We start from the raw sequence: 16,643 nt of genomic DNA on the forward strand, positions 1-16,643 counted from the left end.
GGCCTCTGTGCTACAATCCGCCCCTTTTTGCAAACGCTTGAACACATTACGTATATGACAAACAACATACAGGCCGCGCTCGCGCAGCTCAACCAACTGATTTTGGGTAAAGAACCCGTACTCAAACAGCTTCTCGCCTGCATCCTCGCCGACGGCCACGTGCTGCTCGAAGACGTGCCGGGCGTGGGCAAAACCACGCTGGCGCACGGTTTGGCGGCGGTGCTCGGTTTGGACTACCGCCGCGTGCAGTTTACCAACGACATGATGCCCGCCGACCTGTTGGGCGTGAGTGTCTACCGTCCCAACGAAGGCAAATTCGAATTCCATCCCGGCCCCGTGTTCCATTCCTTTCTGCTCGCCGACGAAATCAACCGCGCCTCGCCCAAGCTGCAATCCGCCCTCTTGGAAGCGATGGAGGAAAAACAGGTGTCCGCCGACGGCAAGACCTACCGCCTGCCGCAGCCCTTTTTCGTTGTGGCAACGCAAAACCCCACCGAACAAATCGGCACGTTTCCGCTGCCCGAATCGCAGCTCGACCGCTTCATGATGCGCCTGAGCATGGGCTATCCCGCGCCCGAGGCGGAAAAAATGCTGTATTTCCAAGGCGACCGCCGCCGCGCCCTGCCGCAGATTAAGGCGGTGTGCGACGGCAAAACGCTGCTCGGCTGGCAGCAGCAGGCCGCGCAGGTGCGTTTTGCCCGGGCGGCGGCCGACTATGTCTACCGGCTGGTGGAGGCAACGCGCCGCCCCGGCCAGTTTGTTACCGGCCTGAGTCCCCGCGCGGGGCTGGCGGTGGCCAATGCGGCCAAAGCCTGGGCGTTTATGCACGGACGCGGCCATGTGCTGCCCGACGACGTAAAGGCGGTGTGGGTGTCCGTGGCCAACCACCGCCTGCAACCCGTGCAGCAGGGCGCGACGGCGGCGCAGATTCTCGACGGCATCCTCAGCCATGTGGCCGTCCAATAATCCCGCCCCGCCCGCCGCCGGCCGTTCGCCCACCCTCGCATCCATCCGCTGCCTGCCGACGCGGCTGGGCGCGGGGCTTTTGGTGGTGGTGCTGCTGCTGTGGCTGGTGGGCGTGAACTACCAGGTCAATCTCGCCTATGTTGCCGCCTTCTGGCTTTTGGGCTTTCTCGCCGTGGGCGTGCTGCTCAACCTGCGCCAGCTTCTCGCGCTGAAAATCGATGTGGACATGCCGCAGGAAGTGTTTGCCGGGCAGGACGCGGTGCTGCACCTGACCGCCGAGGGCGCGCCGCGCAGCCGTTTTCTCTGGCTGTGCAGCGAAGACGACTATCTGGCTGCAGAGAGGCCGTCTGAAAAAATCTGGCAGCCCTGGCAAGTGGAAGCGGGCGGCGGCGCGTTCTTCTGGCGCGTGCCCGCCCTGATGCGCGGCCATCTGCGCGTGCCGCCGCTGCGCACCGCCTCCGTCGCCCCCTTCGGCCTGACCGTGTCGCAATGCGTGTGGCACTGGCCGAGCGATGCGGTGGTGTTTCCCGCCCCGATCGAACACGCCGTACCCGCCGCCGCACCGCGCGGCAGCGGCGAAACCGCCGAACGCCGTCCGGCCGAAGGCGGCGACGAACCCGCCTGGCTGCAGCCGCATCTGGACGGAATGCCCGTGCAGCACATTGCTTGGAAAACCTACGCCAAAACAGGCGAAATGCTGTCCAAGCGTTTTGAAGAAGAAGTGCCGCCGGCCGACAAAAACATCATCTCCTACCGCGACTATCCCGCCGGCACGCCGAAAGACCGCCTTGCCGGCCTCTTGTGCCGCCGCGTACTCGATGCCGACCGCAGCGGCCTGCCCTACATCCTCGAACTGCCACGCAACAGCATCGCCCCGCAGCACGGCCAGCGCGAAATCTGCCTGACGGCTCTGGCCTTGTGGTAAACGGCAAAGAGGCCGTCTGAAAGCGCGGTTTGTGTTTTTCAGACGGCCTCTTTGCCGGATGGAAAGCAGATAAGGAAAAAAACAATGGATTGCACACAAGCCGAGTTGTTGCTCGAACAATATATAGAAGGCAGGCTGCAAAAGTACGACCTGCTTTTCTGCCTTTTCGGCGGAGACGGACGCGAAGTGCCGCCGCAGGAGCGCAGCCGTTTCCTGCTCGAATACCTGCATCGGGTAACGGAAGGGCAGGCGGCCGACGGCGTGGAATACGCGGTTATCCTGCACGACGTGTTGTCGTGCAAAGACCCGCAGACACTCGCCGCGTTTCAAAAACTGCTGGCGCAAAGCTGGCACGAACGGCATGAGGACATTGTGATGCTGCTGGCCGGATGCCCGCACGAATCGTCGCTGCCGCACCTCGTCCGCGCCTTTGCCTTTGATCCGCCGTATGCCGGCCGCTACCCCTTGCAGAAAAAAATCATGTGGGCGGTGTACCGCATCGCGGGCGGAAAACGCGGCGCGGAGATTCTGCAGCCGCTGGCACAATCGGCCGTACCCGAACTGCAAAAAGAATTCCGGCAGTTTGTCGGCAGCATCCGGGCGGGAAGGCATTAAACCGCTTTGAGGCCGTCTGAAAAACCGTTCCGGCGTTTTCAGACGGCCTCTGCGGCGCAAACGGCAAAACACACAGACGGAAAACCAAACATCATGCTGATTCTGAACCCCGAATTTTTAAAAGAAACGCCGCCGAAAAAAGCCGTGGCGGCGGTGCTGCTGGCTCTGCTGTGGTCGGCACTGCCGCTCTTGGCGCAGCTCCCACTGGGGGTGAGTGCCGTATTTCTCGGCCTGCTGCTGCTGCGTTTTGCCCTGTTGCAGATAGGCGTGGGCAAACTGCATGCCGTGGTGCTGCTGGTGCTGGCGGTGGGCGGCGGGCTGCTGGTGTGGAGCCAGCTCGGCACGCTCATCGGCCGCGACGGCGGTATTTCCTTCCTGCTGCTGATGGTGCTGGTCAAATCCTTCGAGGGCAAAGGGATGCGCGACTGGCAGGTGCTGCTGCTGGCCATGCTGTTCCTCATCGGCTCCGCCGTATTGTTCGAGCAAGGACTGACAACGGGCTTGTGGCTGTTGTCCGCCCTGCTGGCGGTGGGACTGTGTTTCGCCCTGTTGTGCGGCGCAAACATGAAAAACGCCCTGCGCCAGGGGCTGCTGGCTTTCGGCCTGACCCTGCCTCTGGCAGCAGTGCTGTTCGTCGTGATGCCCCGCCGCAGCGAGCCGCTGTGGGCGATTCCGCAGCAAAAGGAAGCCCAGGCGAAAACCGGCCTGTCCGACACCATGCGGCCGGGCAGCATCGGCAATCTGGTGCAGAGCAACGAGCTGGTGGCCAACGTAACCTTTTCAGACGGCCTCAATCCGCGTCCCGAGCAGCTCTACTGGCGTGCCATCGTGATGGCCGATTTCGACGGCAGCACGTGGCGCGCCATGCCCGATTTCGACGAAGTCAGCAACCCGCAGGTTTCAGACGGCCGCAGATTTTCCTACCAAATGATACTGCGCGACCAAAACGGCATGATTCCCGCACTGGATCATCCCTTACTCGGCAGGGAAGGGGGTATGAAAATACAGCTTGGCAACGTAGTGCGCGTACGCAGCCGCGAAGGCCTGAGGAGGGTGCAGTTGCAGGCGCGGGCAAGCGACCACCTGCCGCAAAAACTCAAACAATTCGAAAAACAAATCTACCTGCGCCTGCCTGCCTCGGGCAACGCCCGTACCCGCCAACTGGCGCAAATGCTGGCGCAGCAGAGCACCTCCGCCAGAGATTTCGCACAAAAAGTCCTCAATTACTACCGCAGCCAGCATTTCGCCTACACCCTGCAGCCGCCCATATACAGCGGCAGCCGCGGCGACAGCATCGACACCTTTATGTTCGACGGCAAACAAGGTTTCTGCGAACACTACGCCGAGAGTTTCGTCGTCATGATGCGCGCCGTCGGCGTACCCGCGCGGGTGGTAACCGGCTATCTCGGCGCGGACTACCAGGAAAGCGGCAACTTCTGGCAGATACGCAGCAAAAACGCCCACGCATGGGCGGAAATCTGGCTGGAAAACGAACAGACCTGGCTGCGCATCGACCCGACCGCCGCCGTATCCGAACAACGCCTCTCCGGCGGCCTCGACAACGCCCTGCCCGAACAGGAGCGGGAAATGATCGCAGGTAGCGACAGCAGCGTGAAAATCTGGAACAAATGGCTCGAAAGCGGACAGTTTTACTGGCAGCAGTGGGTGGTAAACTATGACGAAAGCAGCCAAAACAGCCTGTTCGGCAAACTCGGACTCGGCCGTTTCAGTGCCGGCACGGCCTTGCTTGCCGCCCTGGTCGGCATCTCTGCCGCATTGATACCCGTCGTTTGGTGGTGGAAACGCGGCCGCCGTAAAGAACAAGAGCCGCTCACGGAAGGCTTCCTATTGCTCAAATCGCTGTTTGTTGCCGAAACAGACGACACCTTCCCTGCCGTTACCTCCTCCGAACTTCTGCAATGGATAGGGCAAAACCATTCCGAAGGCCATCCTGCCGCGCCACTGCTGCGCCAATACGAAGACTGGCAGTTTGCCGGCGAAAAGCCTCCCACGGCAGCGGAGCAAAGGGCATGGCTGGCAAAAGTCAAAAAAGCCGTGAAATCCCATCATACAAGCTGACAAACAGTTTTCAGACGGCCTCTGTTTTGTGTTTGAGCAAAGTCTTTTGTGATGGGGTACTCTTTGTTGCCGAATTTTCTCTAAAAAATTTCCTTATTATCCAGTTGGATGTATTTTTATTGGCAGGATGCCCTGTGCTTTTGCTTGACTGTTTTTTTTCTGGTGGGTATAGTGTGCGTCTTTGCTGCTTCGGCGGCGCAGTTCTTTAACAAGATGATTACCGATAAGTGTGGGTGCGTTTGGCCCCATACTGCGACGAAAAACAGACAAGGAATTTTATATTTCCTGTCGGTTTCTTTGAAGCGGACCAGAAGTTAAGTAAGTTAGAGATTGAACATAAGAGTTTGATCCTGGCTCAGATTGAACGCTGGCGGCATGCTTTACACATGCAAGTCGGACGGCAGCGGGGTAGTGCTTGCACTACTGCCGGCGAGTGGCGAACGGGTGAGTAATGCATCGGAACGTACCGGATAATGGGGGATAACTTTCCGAAAGGAAGGCTAATACCGCATATTCCCTGAGGGGGAAAGCGGGGGACCTTTGGGCCTCGCGTTATCCGAGCGGCCGATGTCTGATTAGCTAGTTGGTGGGGTAAAGGCCTACCAAGGCGACGATCAGTAGCGGGTCTGAGAGGACGATCCGCCACACTGGGACTGAGACACGGCCCAGACTCCTACGGGAGGCAGCAGTGGGGAATTTTGGACAATGGGCGCAAGCCTGATCCAGCCATGCCGCGTGTCTGAAGAAGGCCTTCGGGTTGTAAAGGACTTTTGTTAGGGAAGAAAGGGTTTGTGCTAATACCATGAACTTATGACGGTACCTGAAGAATAAGCACCGGCTAACTACGTGCCAGCAGCCGCGGTAATACGTAGGGTGCGAGCGTTAATCGGAATTACTGGGCGTAAAGCGGGCGCAGACGGTTTGTTAAGCAGGATGTGAAATCCCCGGGCTCAACCTGGGAACTGCGTTCTGAACTGGCAGGCTAGAGTGTGTCAGAGGGGGGTAGAATTCCACGTGTAGCAGTGAAATGCGTAGAGATGTGGAGGAATACCGATGGCGAAGGCAGCCCCCTGGGATAACACTGACGTTCATGCCCGAAAGCGTGGGTAGCAAACAGGATTAGATACCCTGGTAGTCCACGCCCTAAACGATGTCGATTAGCTGTTGGGCAACTTGATTGCTTAGTAGCGTAGCTAACGCGTGAAATCGACCGCCTGGGGAGTACGGTCGCAAGATTAAAACTCAAAGGAATTGACGGGGACCCGCACAAGCGGTGGATGATGTGGATTAATTCGATGCAACGCGAAGAACCTTACCTGGTCTTGACATGTACGGAACCTTCCAGAGACGGAAGGGTGCCTTCGGGAGCCGTAACACAGGTGCTGCATGGCTGTCGTCAGCTCGTGTCGTGAGATGTTGGGTTAAGTCCCGCAACGAGCGCAACCCTTGTCATTAGTTGCCATCATTAAGTTGGGCACTCTAATGAGACTGCCGGTGACAAACCGGAGGAAGGTGGGGATGACGTCAAGTCCTCATGGCCCTTATGACCAGGGCTTCACACGTCATACAATGGTCGGTACAGAGGGTAGCCAAGCCGCGAGGCGGAGCCAATCCCACAAAACCGATCGTAGTCCGGATTGCACTCTGCAACTCGAGTGCATGAAGTCGGAATCGCTAGTAATCGCAGGTCAGCATACTGCGGTGAATACGTTCCCGGGTCTTGTACACACCGCCCGTCACACCATGGGAGTGGGGGATACCAGAAGCAGGTAGGCTAACCGCAAGGAGGCCGCTTGCCACGGTATGCTTCATGACTGGGGTGAAGTCGTAACAAGGTAGCCGTAGGGGAACCTGCGGCTGGATCACCTCCTTTCTAGAGAAAGGGGCGGGTGCATCCACACTTATCGGTAATCGTAGAGAGCGTTACAAAGGGTTTGTAGCTCAGGTGGTTAGAGCACACGCTTGATAAGCGTGGGGTCGTAGGTTCAAGTCCTACCAGACCCACCAAGCTAGACTGGGGGCATAGCTCAGTTGGTAGAGCACCTGCTTTGCAAGCAGGGGGTCATCGGTTCGATCCCGTTTGCCTCCACCAGGATTTCCCAAATCAAAGCAGTCTGAAAGAAAGACAGACTGTTTTAATTTGCGAAAACAACGCATTGATCTTTAACAAATTGGAAAGCCGAAATCAACAAACAAAGACAAAGTCGTTTGATTTGGTTTAAATCATTGTTGCAATCATGGTTTAAGCATCAAAGAATCAGACGGTAAAATTTGGGTGGTGATTGTATCGACCCGATTCTGAAGCACAAAAGGCAGGATCGGGACACAACAAGCAGTAGGCTGTATCAAAGTAGAGGCCTGAAGGTGCCGAGTTAGTCAACGGCAAAGCACCGAAGTCAGAAAGGTACTTCAAATGATAGAGTCAAGTGAATAAGTGCATCAGGTGGATGCCTTGGCGATGATAGGCGACGAAGGACGTGTAAGCCTGCGAAAAGCATCGGGGAGCTGGCAATAAAGCTATGATCCGGTGATGTCCGAATGGGGAAACCCACCGTATTCTGTACGGTATCCTTGTTTGAATACATAGGACAAGAGAAGCGAACCCGGAGAACTGAACCATCTAAGTACCCGGAGGAAAAGAAATCAACCGAGATTCCGCAAGTAGTGGCGAGCGAACGCGGAGGAGCCTGTATACGATAGCCGATGAGATAGAAGAACAAGCTGGGAAGCTTGACCATAGTGGGTGATAGTCCCGTATTCGAAATTTCGTTGGTGGTACTAGGTATACGACAAGTAGGGCGGGACACGAGAAATCCTGTCTGAAGATGGGGGGACCATCCTCCAAGGCTAAATACTCATCATCGACCGATAGTGAACCAGTACCGTGAGGGAAAGGCGAAAAGAACCCCGGGAGGGGAGTGAAATAGAACCTGAAACCTGATGCATACAAACAGTGGGAGCCCTGTAAGGGGTGACTGCGTACCTTTTGTATAATGGGTCAACGACTTACATTCAGTAGCGAGCTTAACCGGATAGGGGAGGCGTAGGGAAACCGAGTCTTAATAGGGCGACTAGTTGCTGGGTGTAGACCCGAAACCGAGTGATCTATCCATGGCCAGGATGAAGGTGCCGTAACAGGTACTGGAGGTCCGAACCCACGCATGTTGCAAAATGCGGGGATGAGCTGTGGATAGGGGTGAAAGGCTAAACAAACTCGGAGATAGCTGGTTCTCCCCGAAAACTATTTAGGTAGTGCCTCGAGCTAGACACTGATGGGGGTAAAGCACTGTTATGGCTAGGGGGTCATTGCGACTTACCAACCCATGGCAAACTAAGAATACCATCAAGTGGTTCCTCGGGAGACAGACAGCGGGTGCTAACGTCCGTTGTCAAGAGGGAAACAACCCAGACCGCCGGCTAAGGTCCCAAATGACAGATTAAGTGGTAAACGAAGTGGGAAGGCCCAGACAGCCAGGATGTTGGCTTAGAAGCAGCCATCATTTAAAGAAAGCGTAATAGCTCACTGGTCGAGTCGTCCTGCGCGGAAGATGTAACGGGGCTCAAATCTGTAACCGAAGCCGCGGATGCCGCAAGGCATGGTAGGGGAGCGTTCTGTAGGCCGAAGAAGGTGTATCGTAAGGTATGCTGGAGGTATCAGAAGTGCGAATGTTGACATGAGTAGCGATAAAGCGGGTGAAAAGCCCGCTCGCCGAAAGCCCAAGGTTTCCTACGCAACGTTCATCGGCGTAGGGTGAGTCGGCCCCTAAGGCGAGGCAGAAATGCGTAGTCGATGGGAAACGGGTTAATATTCCCGTACTTTGATTCAATGCGATGTGGGGACGGAGAAGGTTAGGTTAGCAAACTGTTGGAATAGTTTGTTCAAGCCGGTAGGTGTAAGACTTAGGCAAATCCGGGTCTTTTTAACACCGAGAAGTGATAACGAGTGTCTACGGACACGAAGTAACCGATACCACGCTTCCAGGAAAAGCCACTAAGCTTCAGTTGAATCAGAACCGTACCGCAAACCGACACAGGTGGGCAGGATGAGAATTCTAAGGCGCTTGAGAGAACTCGGGAGAAGGAACTCGGCAAATTGATACCGTAACTTCGGGAGAAGGTATACCCTCTAATGTTAAGGACTTGCTCCGTAAGCATAGGAGGGTCGCAGAGAATCGGTGGCTGCGACTGTTTATTAAAAACACAGCACTCTGCTAACACGAAAGTGGACGTATAGGGTGTGACGCCTGCCCGGTGCTGGAAGGTTAATTGAAGATGTTAGCGCATCGGATCGAAGCCCCAGTAAACGGCGGCCGTAACTATAACGGTCCTAAGGTAGCGAAATTCCTTGTCGGGTAAGTTCCGACCCGCACGAATGGCGTAACGATGGCCACACTGTCTCCTCCCGAGACTCAGCGAAGTTGAAGTGGTTGTGAAGATGCAATCTACCCGCTGCTAGACGGAAAGACCCCGTGAACCTTTACTGTAGCTTTGCATTGGACTTTGAAGTCACTTGTGTAGGATAGGTGGGAGGCTTAGAAGCAGGAACGCCAGTTCTTGTGGAGCCGTCCTTGAAATACCACCCTGGTGACTTTGAGGTTCTAACCCAGACCCGTAATCCGGGTCGGGGACCGTGCATGGTAGGCAGTTTGACTGGGGCGGTCTCCTCCCAAAGAGTAACGGAGGAGTTCGAAGGTTACCTAGGTCCGGTCGGAAATCGGACTGATAGTGCAATGGCAAAAGGTAGCTTAACTGCGAGACCGACAAGTCGAGCAGGTGCGAAAGCAGGACATAGTGATCCGGTGGTTCTGAATGGAAGGGCCATCGCTCAACGGATAAAAGGTACTCCGGGGATAACAGGCTGATTCCGCCCAAGAGTCCATATCGACGGCGGAGTTTGGCACCTCGATGTCGGCTCATCACATCCTGGGGCTGTAGTCGGTCCCAAGGGTATGGCTGTTCGCCATTTAAAGTGGTACGTGAGCTGGGTTTAAAACGTCGTGAGACAGTTTGGTCCCTATCTGCAGTGGGCGTTGGAAGTTTGACGGGGGCTGCTCCTAGTACGAGAGGACCGGAGTGGACGAACCTCTGGTGTACCGGTTGTGACGCCAGTCGCATCGCCGGGTAGCTAAGTTCGGAAGAGATAAGCGCTGAAAGCATCTAAGCGCGAAACTCGCCTGAAGATGAGACTTCCCTGAGGATTTAATCCTCCTAAAGAGCCGTTCGAGACCAGGACGTTGATAGGTCGGGTGTGGAAGCGCGGTAACGCGTGAAGCTGACCGATACTAATTGCTCGTGAGGCTTGACTCTATCATTTGAAGGACTTTGTATCCTTTGATGACAAAGCCTACATAGGACTTGTTCCGATATATTTCATCACAGTTGATTGCGGTTGGACAGGCAGATGCCTTCCGACCCCGGCTTTACCGATTTGACAGTTTTAGTCTGGCGGCCATAGCGGTTTGGTCCCACTCCTTCCCATCCCGAACAGGACAGTGAAACGAACCAGCGCCGATGATAGTGTGGATTCCCATGTGAAAGTAGGTCACTGCCAGGCACTTATTGCAAACCCCGCCCTTTAACGGCGGGGTTTTTGTTTGCGTGCAGGGACGGAAGCAAACCGGGGTCGGTGAGACAGGCTTGCCTGATACGGGTTTCTTGATTATGATGGCTTTCGTTTTTTTATTTTGATTGAAAGGTGAGTGATGAATCTGAAAAAATCTTTGTTCGGTCTTTTGGCGTATGCCGCAGCGGCTTTGGTTTCGGCTGCAGTCAACATCAATACGGCCACAGCGGAGGAGTTGAAGGCCCTGCCGGGTATCGGTCAGGCGAAGGCGCAGGCGATTGTGGATTACCGTAAGGAAAACGGTGCGTTCAAATCGGTGGACGATTTGAAAAAGGTCAAAGGAATAGGCGACGGTATTTTGGGCAAATTGAAGGATCAGGCAACGGTTGGTGCGGCTCCCGCCGCCAAACCGGCAAAACCGGCACAGGCCGCCGTCCCGGCCGCCAAAAAACCGTAAAAGCGCATAACACCATACCGTAAAGACAAAACCGGCCGGCAGACCAAATACTGCCGGCCGGTTTTACTGCGCCTCCAACCTGCCCCGTAATCCGGCACAACGGCCTGCCGGCACCCCGTCAAAGAAGTTGCTCTATCGGAAGTAAGGAAAGTATGTTGCTGAAAAAGCGTTTCCACAATCCCGCATCTGGCTCTTGTGTCAGAATTTCTTCAGGATGGTCTGGGTCTTGCCAGCGAAGGCGGCCTTTGGGATCAAGGATGACTTTATAGGCGTATTCCGGTGCCATTTGCCGTAGATCCCGCCGCATATCGGCTGCGATTTTCTGTCCGTCAAGAACCATGCCCATTTCGGTATTGAGTCGGGCTGAGCGTGGATCGAAGTTGAGTGAACCGATAAAGACGCGCTTATCGTCGACAACAAAAGTTTTGGCATGTAGACTGGTGGCGGAACTACCGGTAAGTCCTTTGTCTTTTGCTTTCGGCGGTGCGAAATCAGGCTTTACTTCGTAAAGCTCTACCCCTGCTTTAAGCAGTTTTTTTCGGTAACGGGCGTAACCGGAATGTACGGCAGCTACGTCGGTGGCACGCAGCGAGTTGGTAAGGACGGTTACTCTTACGCCTTTGGCAGTGATGCTGCGCAAAGCCTCCATACCCCATTTGCTGGGAACGAAGTAGGGGGAAACGATGAACAAATCCTGTTGTGGCTCTCCAAGCGTTTCGAGAAGTTTGTCGGCAACAGAGGGTTTTTCCTTGCTTCGTGAAAGGCCTTTGGATGGGTCGTCGCTGACGAGCTGTGCTTCGGTGTAGAGCCAGGGGATATTGCCGGCAGCTACGGAGGCAGCCAGTGGGGAGCTATTCAGGTCGTCTAAATAGCTTTCCCGCACCAATGCGTCTTTTTTGCGCGACTGTCTGATTTTCAGACGGCCTTTTTCTGCATCGGCGCGCTTGGCAACGGCAGAAAACGGGTAGCTTGACCCGCTTGCCCAGTAGCGGTCGAAATCGCGCGATATATCGCCTACTACTGCTCCTTTTGCCAGCACGTCCAAATCGGCAAAGCCCGTTTTGGTGGAGACATTGAAATACTCGTCGCCGATGTTGCGGCCGCCGACAATGGTGTAACGGTTGTCCGCGGTCAGGGATTTGTTATGCATACGGCGGTTAAGGCGTGGGAAGTCGGTCAGATAACCCAAAGCGCGGAATTTTCGGTGTATGAACGGGTTGAATAAGCGGATTTCAATATTCGGTTCGGCATCCAAGGCAGCCAAAGTATCGTCCATGCCGCGCGTATTGTTGTCATCGAGCAGCAGCCGGACACGAACACCGCGCCGCGCTGCCTGTTGCAGCATTTGGAACAGTATTTTACCGGATACGTCATCGTGCCAAATATAGTAGGCGATGTCGAGCGTGTGGTCGGCGTGGCTGATTAGAATGGCACGGGCGACGAATGCATCGTGCGGATCGGCCAGCAGATAAACTCCGGTTTGCCCTGCTTCTTTTTCAGACGGCCTGTCAGAGGGTAGGGCGGCTTCCAAGCGGGGAGAGGATTCGGTGTCGATGTAGGTCGAAACGCTGCGTTGAGAAAGGTCGGGCAGGCTTTGGCATGCGCCCAGTAGTACGGTCGAACAGGAAAACAGTAGGGATTTTGGTAATTTCATAACTTGTCGGGCTAGGCTGGGTTTGGGATGGGAAGGCTTTTCAGACGGCCTATTTTCCCATTACAGCACGCTTCACTATCAGCCACCAATCTTGTTTTTCCAATACGGGCCGCTGTTCAAATACATCGTAGCGGCAGGCATCCAGTTTTTGCAGAATCATCTGTCCGCCCACCACTATCATACGCAGCTCCAAACCGATACGGCCTTTGAGCGTTCTGCCCAGCGGCGAACCCGCTTTGAGCATCTTAAAAGCCCGTTCGCACTGGTATGCCATCAGCTGTTGGAAGGCAAAATCAGCGCGGCCGGCAGCAATTTGGTCTTCCGTTACCTTGAATTTGGCCAAATCGTCCTGCGGGATATAAACACGTCCTTTTTTCCAGTCGTCAGCCACATCCTGCCAGAAATTAATCAGTTGCAGGGCAGTACAGATACCGTCGCTCTGTGCAATACTGCGCGTGTCGGTTTCCCCGTAGAGATGAAGCATGATGCGGCCGACGGGATTGGCCGAGCGGCGGCAGTAGTCGGCCAGCTCGGCGAAATTTTGGTAACGGGTTTTCACCACATCCTGTGAAAACGCGTCAAGCAGATCGTAAAACGGCTGCAAGGGCATGGCAAACGGCGCAACCGCCTCACTATTCAACCGCCGCATCAAATCCGTTTGCGGCTCCTCTCCCCTTTCGATACGGCCCAATTCCGTACGCAGCCCGTCCAAAGCCGCCAAACGCCCCGCAGCGTCAGCCTCTCCTTCATCAGCTATATCATCCGCATAACGTGCAAACGCATACACAGCGTGTACGGGGCGGCGCAGGCGGCGCGGCAGCACCCAAGAGCCGACGGGGAAATTTTCATAATGATTGACAGACACGAGTGTATCCTTAAAGGCAAGATGGCAAATATACAGGCCATCCGAAAACAGGATTTTGTTTCAGACGGCCTGTATATTTTATTATTGGTTTGATTTGTTCGTAATTATTTTTCTTACTTCTTGTTCCAGAATTTCTACTTTTTGAAGGGATTGGGTTACTTCATTGATATACGGCTTCAATTCCCTGACCTCTTTTTTACTGATGTTTTTATCAAAAACGCGGATATGTCCTTGTTTGTCTTTAAGCAGAATAAATCCCTCTTTCTTGCTGTTTTGTTTGGCATAACTCCATGCCTGCAAATTGCTGTTAAGCAGCCAAATTTGAATCTGCGGGTTTGCGTCGTTATCTGAGTCGTGATATTCAATGGCAAAAATCCTGCCGGATTCATCCTAATATGCTGCTTTACCCTCTTTGACGGACAACATGGCGAACGCACGTTCCTGTGTGTTATACAACATCATATTGTTTTTGTCCGAGGCTGCGGTGCTGACTTTTCCTTGCTTGTCGAACCAGAAAATAACCCCTTCAAAAGTGCCTTCAGCTGAAAAATTTTGAATATCGATATTGGGTTTCAGTATAAAAGGACTGGTCTGAGGTTGTGCGGTATCGCTGTAAAAATCTTGCGCCACCACATTTCCTTTTCCCGTTTTACCCAAGACTTTCCGGTAATAGCCTTCCGCCTGTTTTTTGGTAACGGGTTTGCCCGCTCTGTCAAAATAATAAATTTCGGAATGCGTTACAGGCGTATAGTCAAAATAGGCGTTCCCGTTCTTAATTGATTGCTCGGCCTTTTGGAATGCAAGAATACGGTCTGCCAAGACCTGCTGCCCCGCGTCCGGAATGGTTTTCTCTGTTTGATGAACAGCCCCGCCGCCATCATTTTGTTTATTGGTTTTGAACCATGCGGACAACGCCTTGATCAAAAGTGCGGCATTTTCGGCTGTTTCCGGTTTGCATGCGCCCAAACTCAAAGCAAGCAATATTGCTATACCTGTTTTTCGTAATATCTTCATCTCCTAGCAGACATCCTATCTTAATTGTAAAGAAGAAACGGCGCAGGCAAACCTCTAAGCCCTAAGCATCATTCGCGCAACATTCTAAAACAAAGCCCCCTCCATGGAAACCGAAGCCGCCGGCAAATCCGCTATAATGCCCCGCAGCGTTTTCAGACGGCCTGTCATACATATGAGGCCGTCTGAAAACACATCTGCCGCACCACAAACCGCTGCCCGAAAGAACCGACCCATGCCGTGGAATATACCGATCCTTCTGACCTGGATGCGCGTCCTCCTTATTCCGGTCTTTACCCTCCTTTTCTACCTGCCGGAAGACTGGATAAAACCGCAAACCGCCAATTGGGCGGCTGCTTTCGTTTTCTCCGCCGCCGCAGTAACCGACTGGTTCGACGGCTACTTGGCACGCCGATGGCAGCAAACTTCCGACTTCGGTGCCTTTCTCGATCCGGTGGCCGACAAACTGATGGTGGCTGTTGCCCTCATCCTGCTTGTCAGCCTCAACCGTACCCATCCGGTTTTCGCCATGATCATCATAGGCCGCGAAATTACCATCTCGGCCCTGCGCGAATGGATGGCGCAGATGGGCAAACGCGGCAGCGTTGCCGTTGCCCGTATCGGCAAATTTAAAACCACCGCGCAAATGGCCGCCATCATCATGCTGCTTGTCGGTTTGAAAGACTGGCGCGGCTGGAATCTGCTCTTTGTCGGCAATATACTGATGGCCGCAGCATCCGTGCTGACCATTTGGTCGATGTTTTACTATCTTAAAATGGCATGGCGCGAGTTCAAATAAATCCCCTCTTGCTTGACAGCACCGCAAAAGCAGCTATAATGTCGGCTTCTTTGCCTTAGGGCGATAAAAAAATCCAAGCGGGAATAGCTCAGTTGGTAGAGCGCAACCTTGCCAAGGTTGAGGTCGCGAGTTCGAGACTCGTTTCCCGCTCCACAGTTTGAAATGCAATCCGGTTTAGCGGGAATAGCTCAGTTGGTAGAGCGCAACCTTGCCAAGGTTGAGGTCGCGAGTTCGAGACTCGTTTCCCGCTCCAAGAAACCGTATTGATATGCGGGAATAGCTCAGTTGGTAGAGCGCAACCTTGCCAAGGTTGAGGTCGCGAGTTCGAGACTCGTTTCCCGCTCCATTTAAGACAAAGTTGTTGGTAAAACAACTTTTTTCTTTATGGCGGGATAGCAAAGTGGCTATGCAGCGGATTGCAAATCCGTCTACGCCGGTTCGATTCCGACTCCCGCCTCCAACAATATAGCTGATATAGTCTTTTCCAGCGGCGGGGTGGCAGAGTGTTTATGCGACAGGATGTGCAAGTCCTGTACAGGCCGGTTAAAATCCGCGCCCCCGCCTCCAAAATTTATCTCTGCCTTTTCCTCCTTTCGGGTAGAGGTAAAGCCCGGGTGGTGGAATTGGTAGACACAACGGACTTAAAATCCGTCGCCCCTGATACGGGCGTACCGGTTCGATTCCGGTTCCGGGCACCAATCAATATGTTTATCTGTGAAAATACCGGGATTCCGGTATTTTTTATCTCTTGAAGCAGCTCTGCGATACTATATTAAAATAAAATAGAAAAGATACAGGGTAGCAAACCGTGGCCGGCAGGTAGTACGGTAAGGTGCGGCAATGTCGCAGATTTGTATTTTGTCCCGCTATATCTGTGCATCAGTCCCGCGTTGTTTGAACAGCTTCCTGCCCCGGTTATTTCCGTTGGAAAATTTTTATCTCGGGGCATGTGGTGGGCATTAACGGCAGACCTATATCGAAAGGCCGTCTGAAAATCCGTTTTGAGATTTTCAGACGGCCTTTCGAGTCTTTATTCTCCCGTTTCGGCCTTGCCGTCTCCCATATGTTTTCCTGTATGCGAAAGCCATTGGGCGACAGTTGTGTTTACCTCTTCAATCCCTTGTTTTTTCAGGCTGGAAAAGAGCTGGACGGATACTGCTTGGCGTTCGGAAAACGGTTTTAACGCTTTCTTGACAGAAGACAATGTTTTGATTTGGTCGTTCTTGGATAATTTATCGGCTTTGGAAAGCAGGATATGCACAGGCCTGCCGGTAAGGGCAAAGAAATCGAGCATTTTGATGTCCAGCGGTTTGAGCGGGTGGCGGCAGTCCATAATCATGACCAGTCCGGCAAGTTGGCGGCGTGTTTGCAGGTAGTCGCCCAAAAGTCCTTCCCAGTGTCGGCGTACGGCTTCGGGCACTTGGGCGTAGCCGTAGCCCGGCAGGTCGGCCATGAAGCATCCGTTTTGCAGTTCGAAAAAGTTGATATGCTGTGTGCGGCCGGGCGTTTTTGAAACATAGGCCAGTCGGACGTGGTCGCACAATGTATTGATCGCGCTGGATTTGCCCGCGTTCGATCGGCCGACAAAGGCGATTTCCGCACCCGTGTCGGGCAAATCTTGCAGATGGTTTACCGTAGTGAAGAATTTTGCGTTTCGGAATAAGTTCATAGCTATGGAAAAGATAAGTAAATTTGGTATAGAATACCAC

Annotated in this window: 11 protein-coding genes, 8 tRNA genes and 3 rRNA genes; 17 read left to right on the plus strand and 5 right to left on the minus strand. The window is 54.0% G+C overall.

Going from position 1 to position 16,643, the window contains the following annotated elements:
• The first annotated feature begins 54 nt into the window (after nt 1-54).
• The 10 genes from DYE40_RS06510 (at nt 55) to DYE40_RS06560 (ending at nt 10,605) form a co-directional block, all read left to right on the plus strand.
• A complete protein-coding gene (locus tag DYE40_RS06510; RefSeq protein WP_115308351.1) occupies nt 55-966 on the plus strand; it encodes an AAA family ATPase in 912 nt (303 codons plus the stop codon).
• Nucleotides 950-1,891 (plus strand): DUF58 domain-containing protein, encoded by a 942-nt coding sequence (locus DYE40_RS06515; RefSeq protein ID WP_115308352.1) that lies wholly within the window; start codon nt 950-952, stop codon nt 1,889-1,891. The genes DYE40_RS06510 and DYE40_RS06515 overlap by 17 nt, the downstream gene beginning before the upstream one ends.
• Before the next feature lie 84 nt (nt 1,892-1,975).
• Nucleotides 1,976-2,506 (plus strand): hypothetical protein, encoded by a 531-nt coding sequence (locus DYE40_RS06520; RefSeq protein WP_115308353.1) that lies wholly within the window; start codon nt 1,976-1,978, stop codon nt 2,504-2,506.
• Nucleotides 2,507-2,599: 93 nt separating this feature from the next.
• A complete protein-coding gene (locus DYE40_RS06525) occupies nt 2,600-4,585 on the plus strand; it encodes a transglutaminase TgpA family protein (protein ID WP_115308915.1) in 1,986 nt (661 codons plus the stop codon).
• 332 nt (nt 4,586-4,917) lie between these two features.
• A 16S ribosomal RNA gene (locus DYE40_RS06535) occupies nt 4,918-6,458 on the plus strand.
• Between the two features lie 57 nt (nt 6,459-6,515).
• Nucleotides 6,516-6,592: transfer RNA gene (locus DYE40_RS06540), tRNA-Ile, on the plus strand.
• Between the two features lie 9 nt (nt 6,593-6,601).
• Nucleotides 6,602-6,677, plus strand: a tRNA-Ala gene (locus DYE40_RS06545).
• Nucleotides 6,678-7,005: 328 nt separating this feature from the next.
• A 23S ribosomal RNA gene (locus DYE40_RS06550) occupies nt 7,006-9,892 on the plus strand.
• A gap of 134 nt (nt 9,893-10,026) precedes the next feature.
• Nucleotides 10,027-10,139 (plus strand): 5S ribosomal RNA (gene rrf / locus DYE40_RS06555).
• Together the 16S, 23S and 5S rRNA genes with 2 tRNA genes alongside form the textbook arrangement of a ribosomal RNA operon.
• A 148-nt stretch (nt 10,140-10,287) precedes the next feature.
• The gene (locus DYE40_RS06560; RefSeq protein ID WP_115307676.1) at nt 10,288-10,605 is read left to right on the plus strand and encodes a ComEA family DNA-binding protein; all 318 of its coding nucleotides are present in this window, start codon (nt 10,288-10,290) and stop codon (nt 10,603-10,605) included.
• A 118-nt stretch (nt 10,606-10,723) separates the two neighbouring features.
• Here DYE40_RS06560 and DYE40_RS06565 read toward each other — a convergent pair whose 3' ends face one another.
• The 4 genes from DYE40_RS06565 to DYE40_RS06580 form a co-directional block, all read right to left on the minus strand.
• Nucleotides 10,724-12,259, minus strand: coding sequence for a phospholipase D family protein (locus tag DYE40_RS06565; protein WP_115308355.1), 1,536 nt, complete (start codon nt 12,257-12,259; stop codon nt 10,724-10,726).
• 49 nt (nt 12,260-12,308) lie between these two features.
• Nucleotides 12,309-13,124 carry a squalene synthase HpnC gene (hpnC, locus tag DYE40_RS06570; protein WP_115308356.1) on the minus strand — a complete coding sequence of 272 codons (816 nt, stop codon included), beginning with the start codon at nt 13,122-13,124 and terminating at the stop codon, nt 12,309-12,311.
• Between the two features lie 81 nt (nt 13,125-13,205).
• Entirely contained in the window at nt 13,206-13,424 is a 219-nt protein-coding gene (locus DYE40_RS06575; protein ID WP_115308357.1) for a hypothetical protein, read from the minus strand.
• 90 nt (nt 13,425-13,514) lie between these two features.
• Nucleotides 13,515-14,138 (minus strand): hypothetical protein, encoded by a 624-nt coding sequence (locus DYE40_RS06580; RefSeq protein ID WP_147286603.1) that lies wholly within the window; start codon nt 14,136-14,138, stop codon nt 13,515-13,517.
• Nucleotides 14,139-14,370: 232 nt separating this feature from the next.
• Between DYE40_RS06580 and pgsA the strand changes: the two genes are divergently transcribed.
• From pgsA to DYE40_RS06615, 7 genes are all read left to right on the plus strand, one after another.
• The gene (gene pgsA, locus DYE40_RS06590) at nt 14,371-14,934 is read left to right on the plus strand and encodes a CDP-diacylglycerol--glycerol-3-phosphate 3-phosphatidyltransferase (protein WP_115308359.1); all 564 of its coding nucleotides are present in this window, start codon (nt 14,371-14,373) and stop codon (nt 14,932-14,934) included.
• A 77-nt stretch (nt 14,935-15,011) separates the two neighbouring features.
• Nucleotides 15,012-15,087 (plus strand) — tRNA-Gly (locus DYE40_RS06595).
• Between the two features lie 24 nt (nt 15,088-15,111).
• Nucleotides 15,112-15,187: transfer RNA gene (locus DYE40_RS06600), tRNA-Gly, on the plus strand.
• A 17-nt stretch (nt 15,188-15,204) separates the two neighbouring features.
• Nucleotides 15,205-15,280: transfer RNA gene (locus tag DYE40_RS06605), tRNA-Gly, on the plus strand.
• Between the two features lie 40 nt (nt 15,281-15,320).
• Nucleotides 15,321-15,394, plus strand: a tRNA-Cys gene (locus tag DYE40_RS06610).
• Between the two features lie 29 nt (nt 15,395-15,423).
• Nucleotides 15,424-15,501: transfer RNA gene (locus DYE40_RS12580), tRNA-OTHER, on the plus strand.
• 41 nt (nt 15,502-15,542) lie between these two features.
• Nucleotides 15,543-15,632, plus strand: a tRNA-Leu gene (locus tag DYE40_RS06615).
• A 332-nt stretch (nt 15,633-15,964) separates the two neighbouring features.
• On the opposite strand, the gene yihA is transcribed toward DYE40_RS06615, so the two are convergent.
• Nucleotides 15,965-16,603 carry a ribosome biogenesis GTP-binding protein YihA/YsxC gene (gene yihA / locus DYE40_RS06620; protein WP_115308360.1) on the minus strand — a complete coding sequence of 213 codons (639 nt, stop codon included), beginning with the start codon at nt 16,601-16,603 and terminating at the stop codon, nt 15,965-15,967.
• Nucleotides 16,604-16,643 lie beyond the last annotated feature (40 nt).

The sequence above is a fragment of the Kingella potus genome, from assembly GCF_900451175.1.
Classification (GTDB): domain Bacteria; phylum Pseudomonadota; class Gammaproteobacteria; order Burkholderiales; family Neisseriaceae; genus Neisseria; species Neisseria potus.

What these genes read in the sequence shown, in the direction of transcription:
- DYE40_RS06510 (WP_115308351.1), top strand. Translation starts at nt 55, where the DNA reads ATGACAAACAACATACAGGCCGCGCTCGCGCAGCTCAACCAACTGATT.
- DYE40_RS06515 (WP_115308352.1), top strand. Translation starts at nt 950, where the DNA reads ATGTGGCCGTCCAATAATCCCGCCCCGCCCGCCGCCGGCCGTTCGCCC.
- DYE40_RS06520 (WP_115308353.1), top strand. Translation starts at nt 1,976, where the DNA reads ATGGATTGCACACAAGCCGAGTTGTTGCTCGAACAATATATAGAAGGC.
- DYE40_RS06525 (WP_115308915.1), top strand. Translation starts at nt 2,600, where the DNA reads ATGCTGATTCTGAACCCCGAATTTTTAAAAGAAACGCCGCCGAAAAAA.
- DYE40_RS06560 (WP_115307676.1), top strand. Translation starts at nt 10,288, where the DNA reads ATGAATCTGAAAAAATCTTTGTTCGGTCTTTTGGCGTATGCCGCAGCG.
- DYE40_RS06565 (WP_115308355.1), bottom strand. Translation starts at nt 12,259, where the DNA reads ATGAAATTACCAAAATCCCTACTGTTTTCCTGTTCGACCGTACTACTG.
- DYE40_RS06580 (WP_147286603.1), bottom strand. Translation starts at nt 14,138, where the DNA reads ATGAAGATATTACGAAAAACAGGTATAGCAATATTGCTTGCTTTGAGT.
- pgsA (WP_115308359.1), top strand. Translation starts at nt 14,371, where the DNA reads ATGCCGTGGAATATACCGATCCTTCTGACCTGGATGCGCGTCCTCCTT.
- yihA (WP_115308360.1), bottom strand. Translation starts at nt 16,603, where the DNA reads ATGAACTTATTCCGAAACGCAAAATTCTTCACTACGGTAAACCATCTG.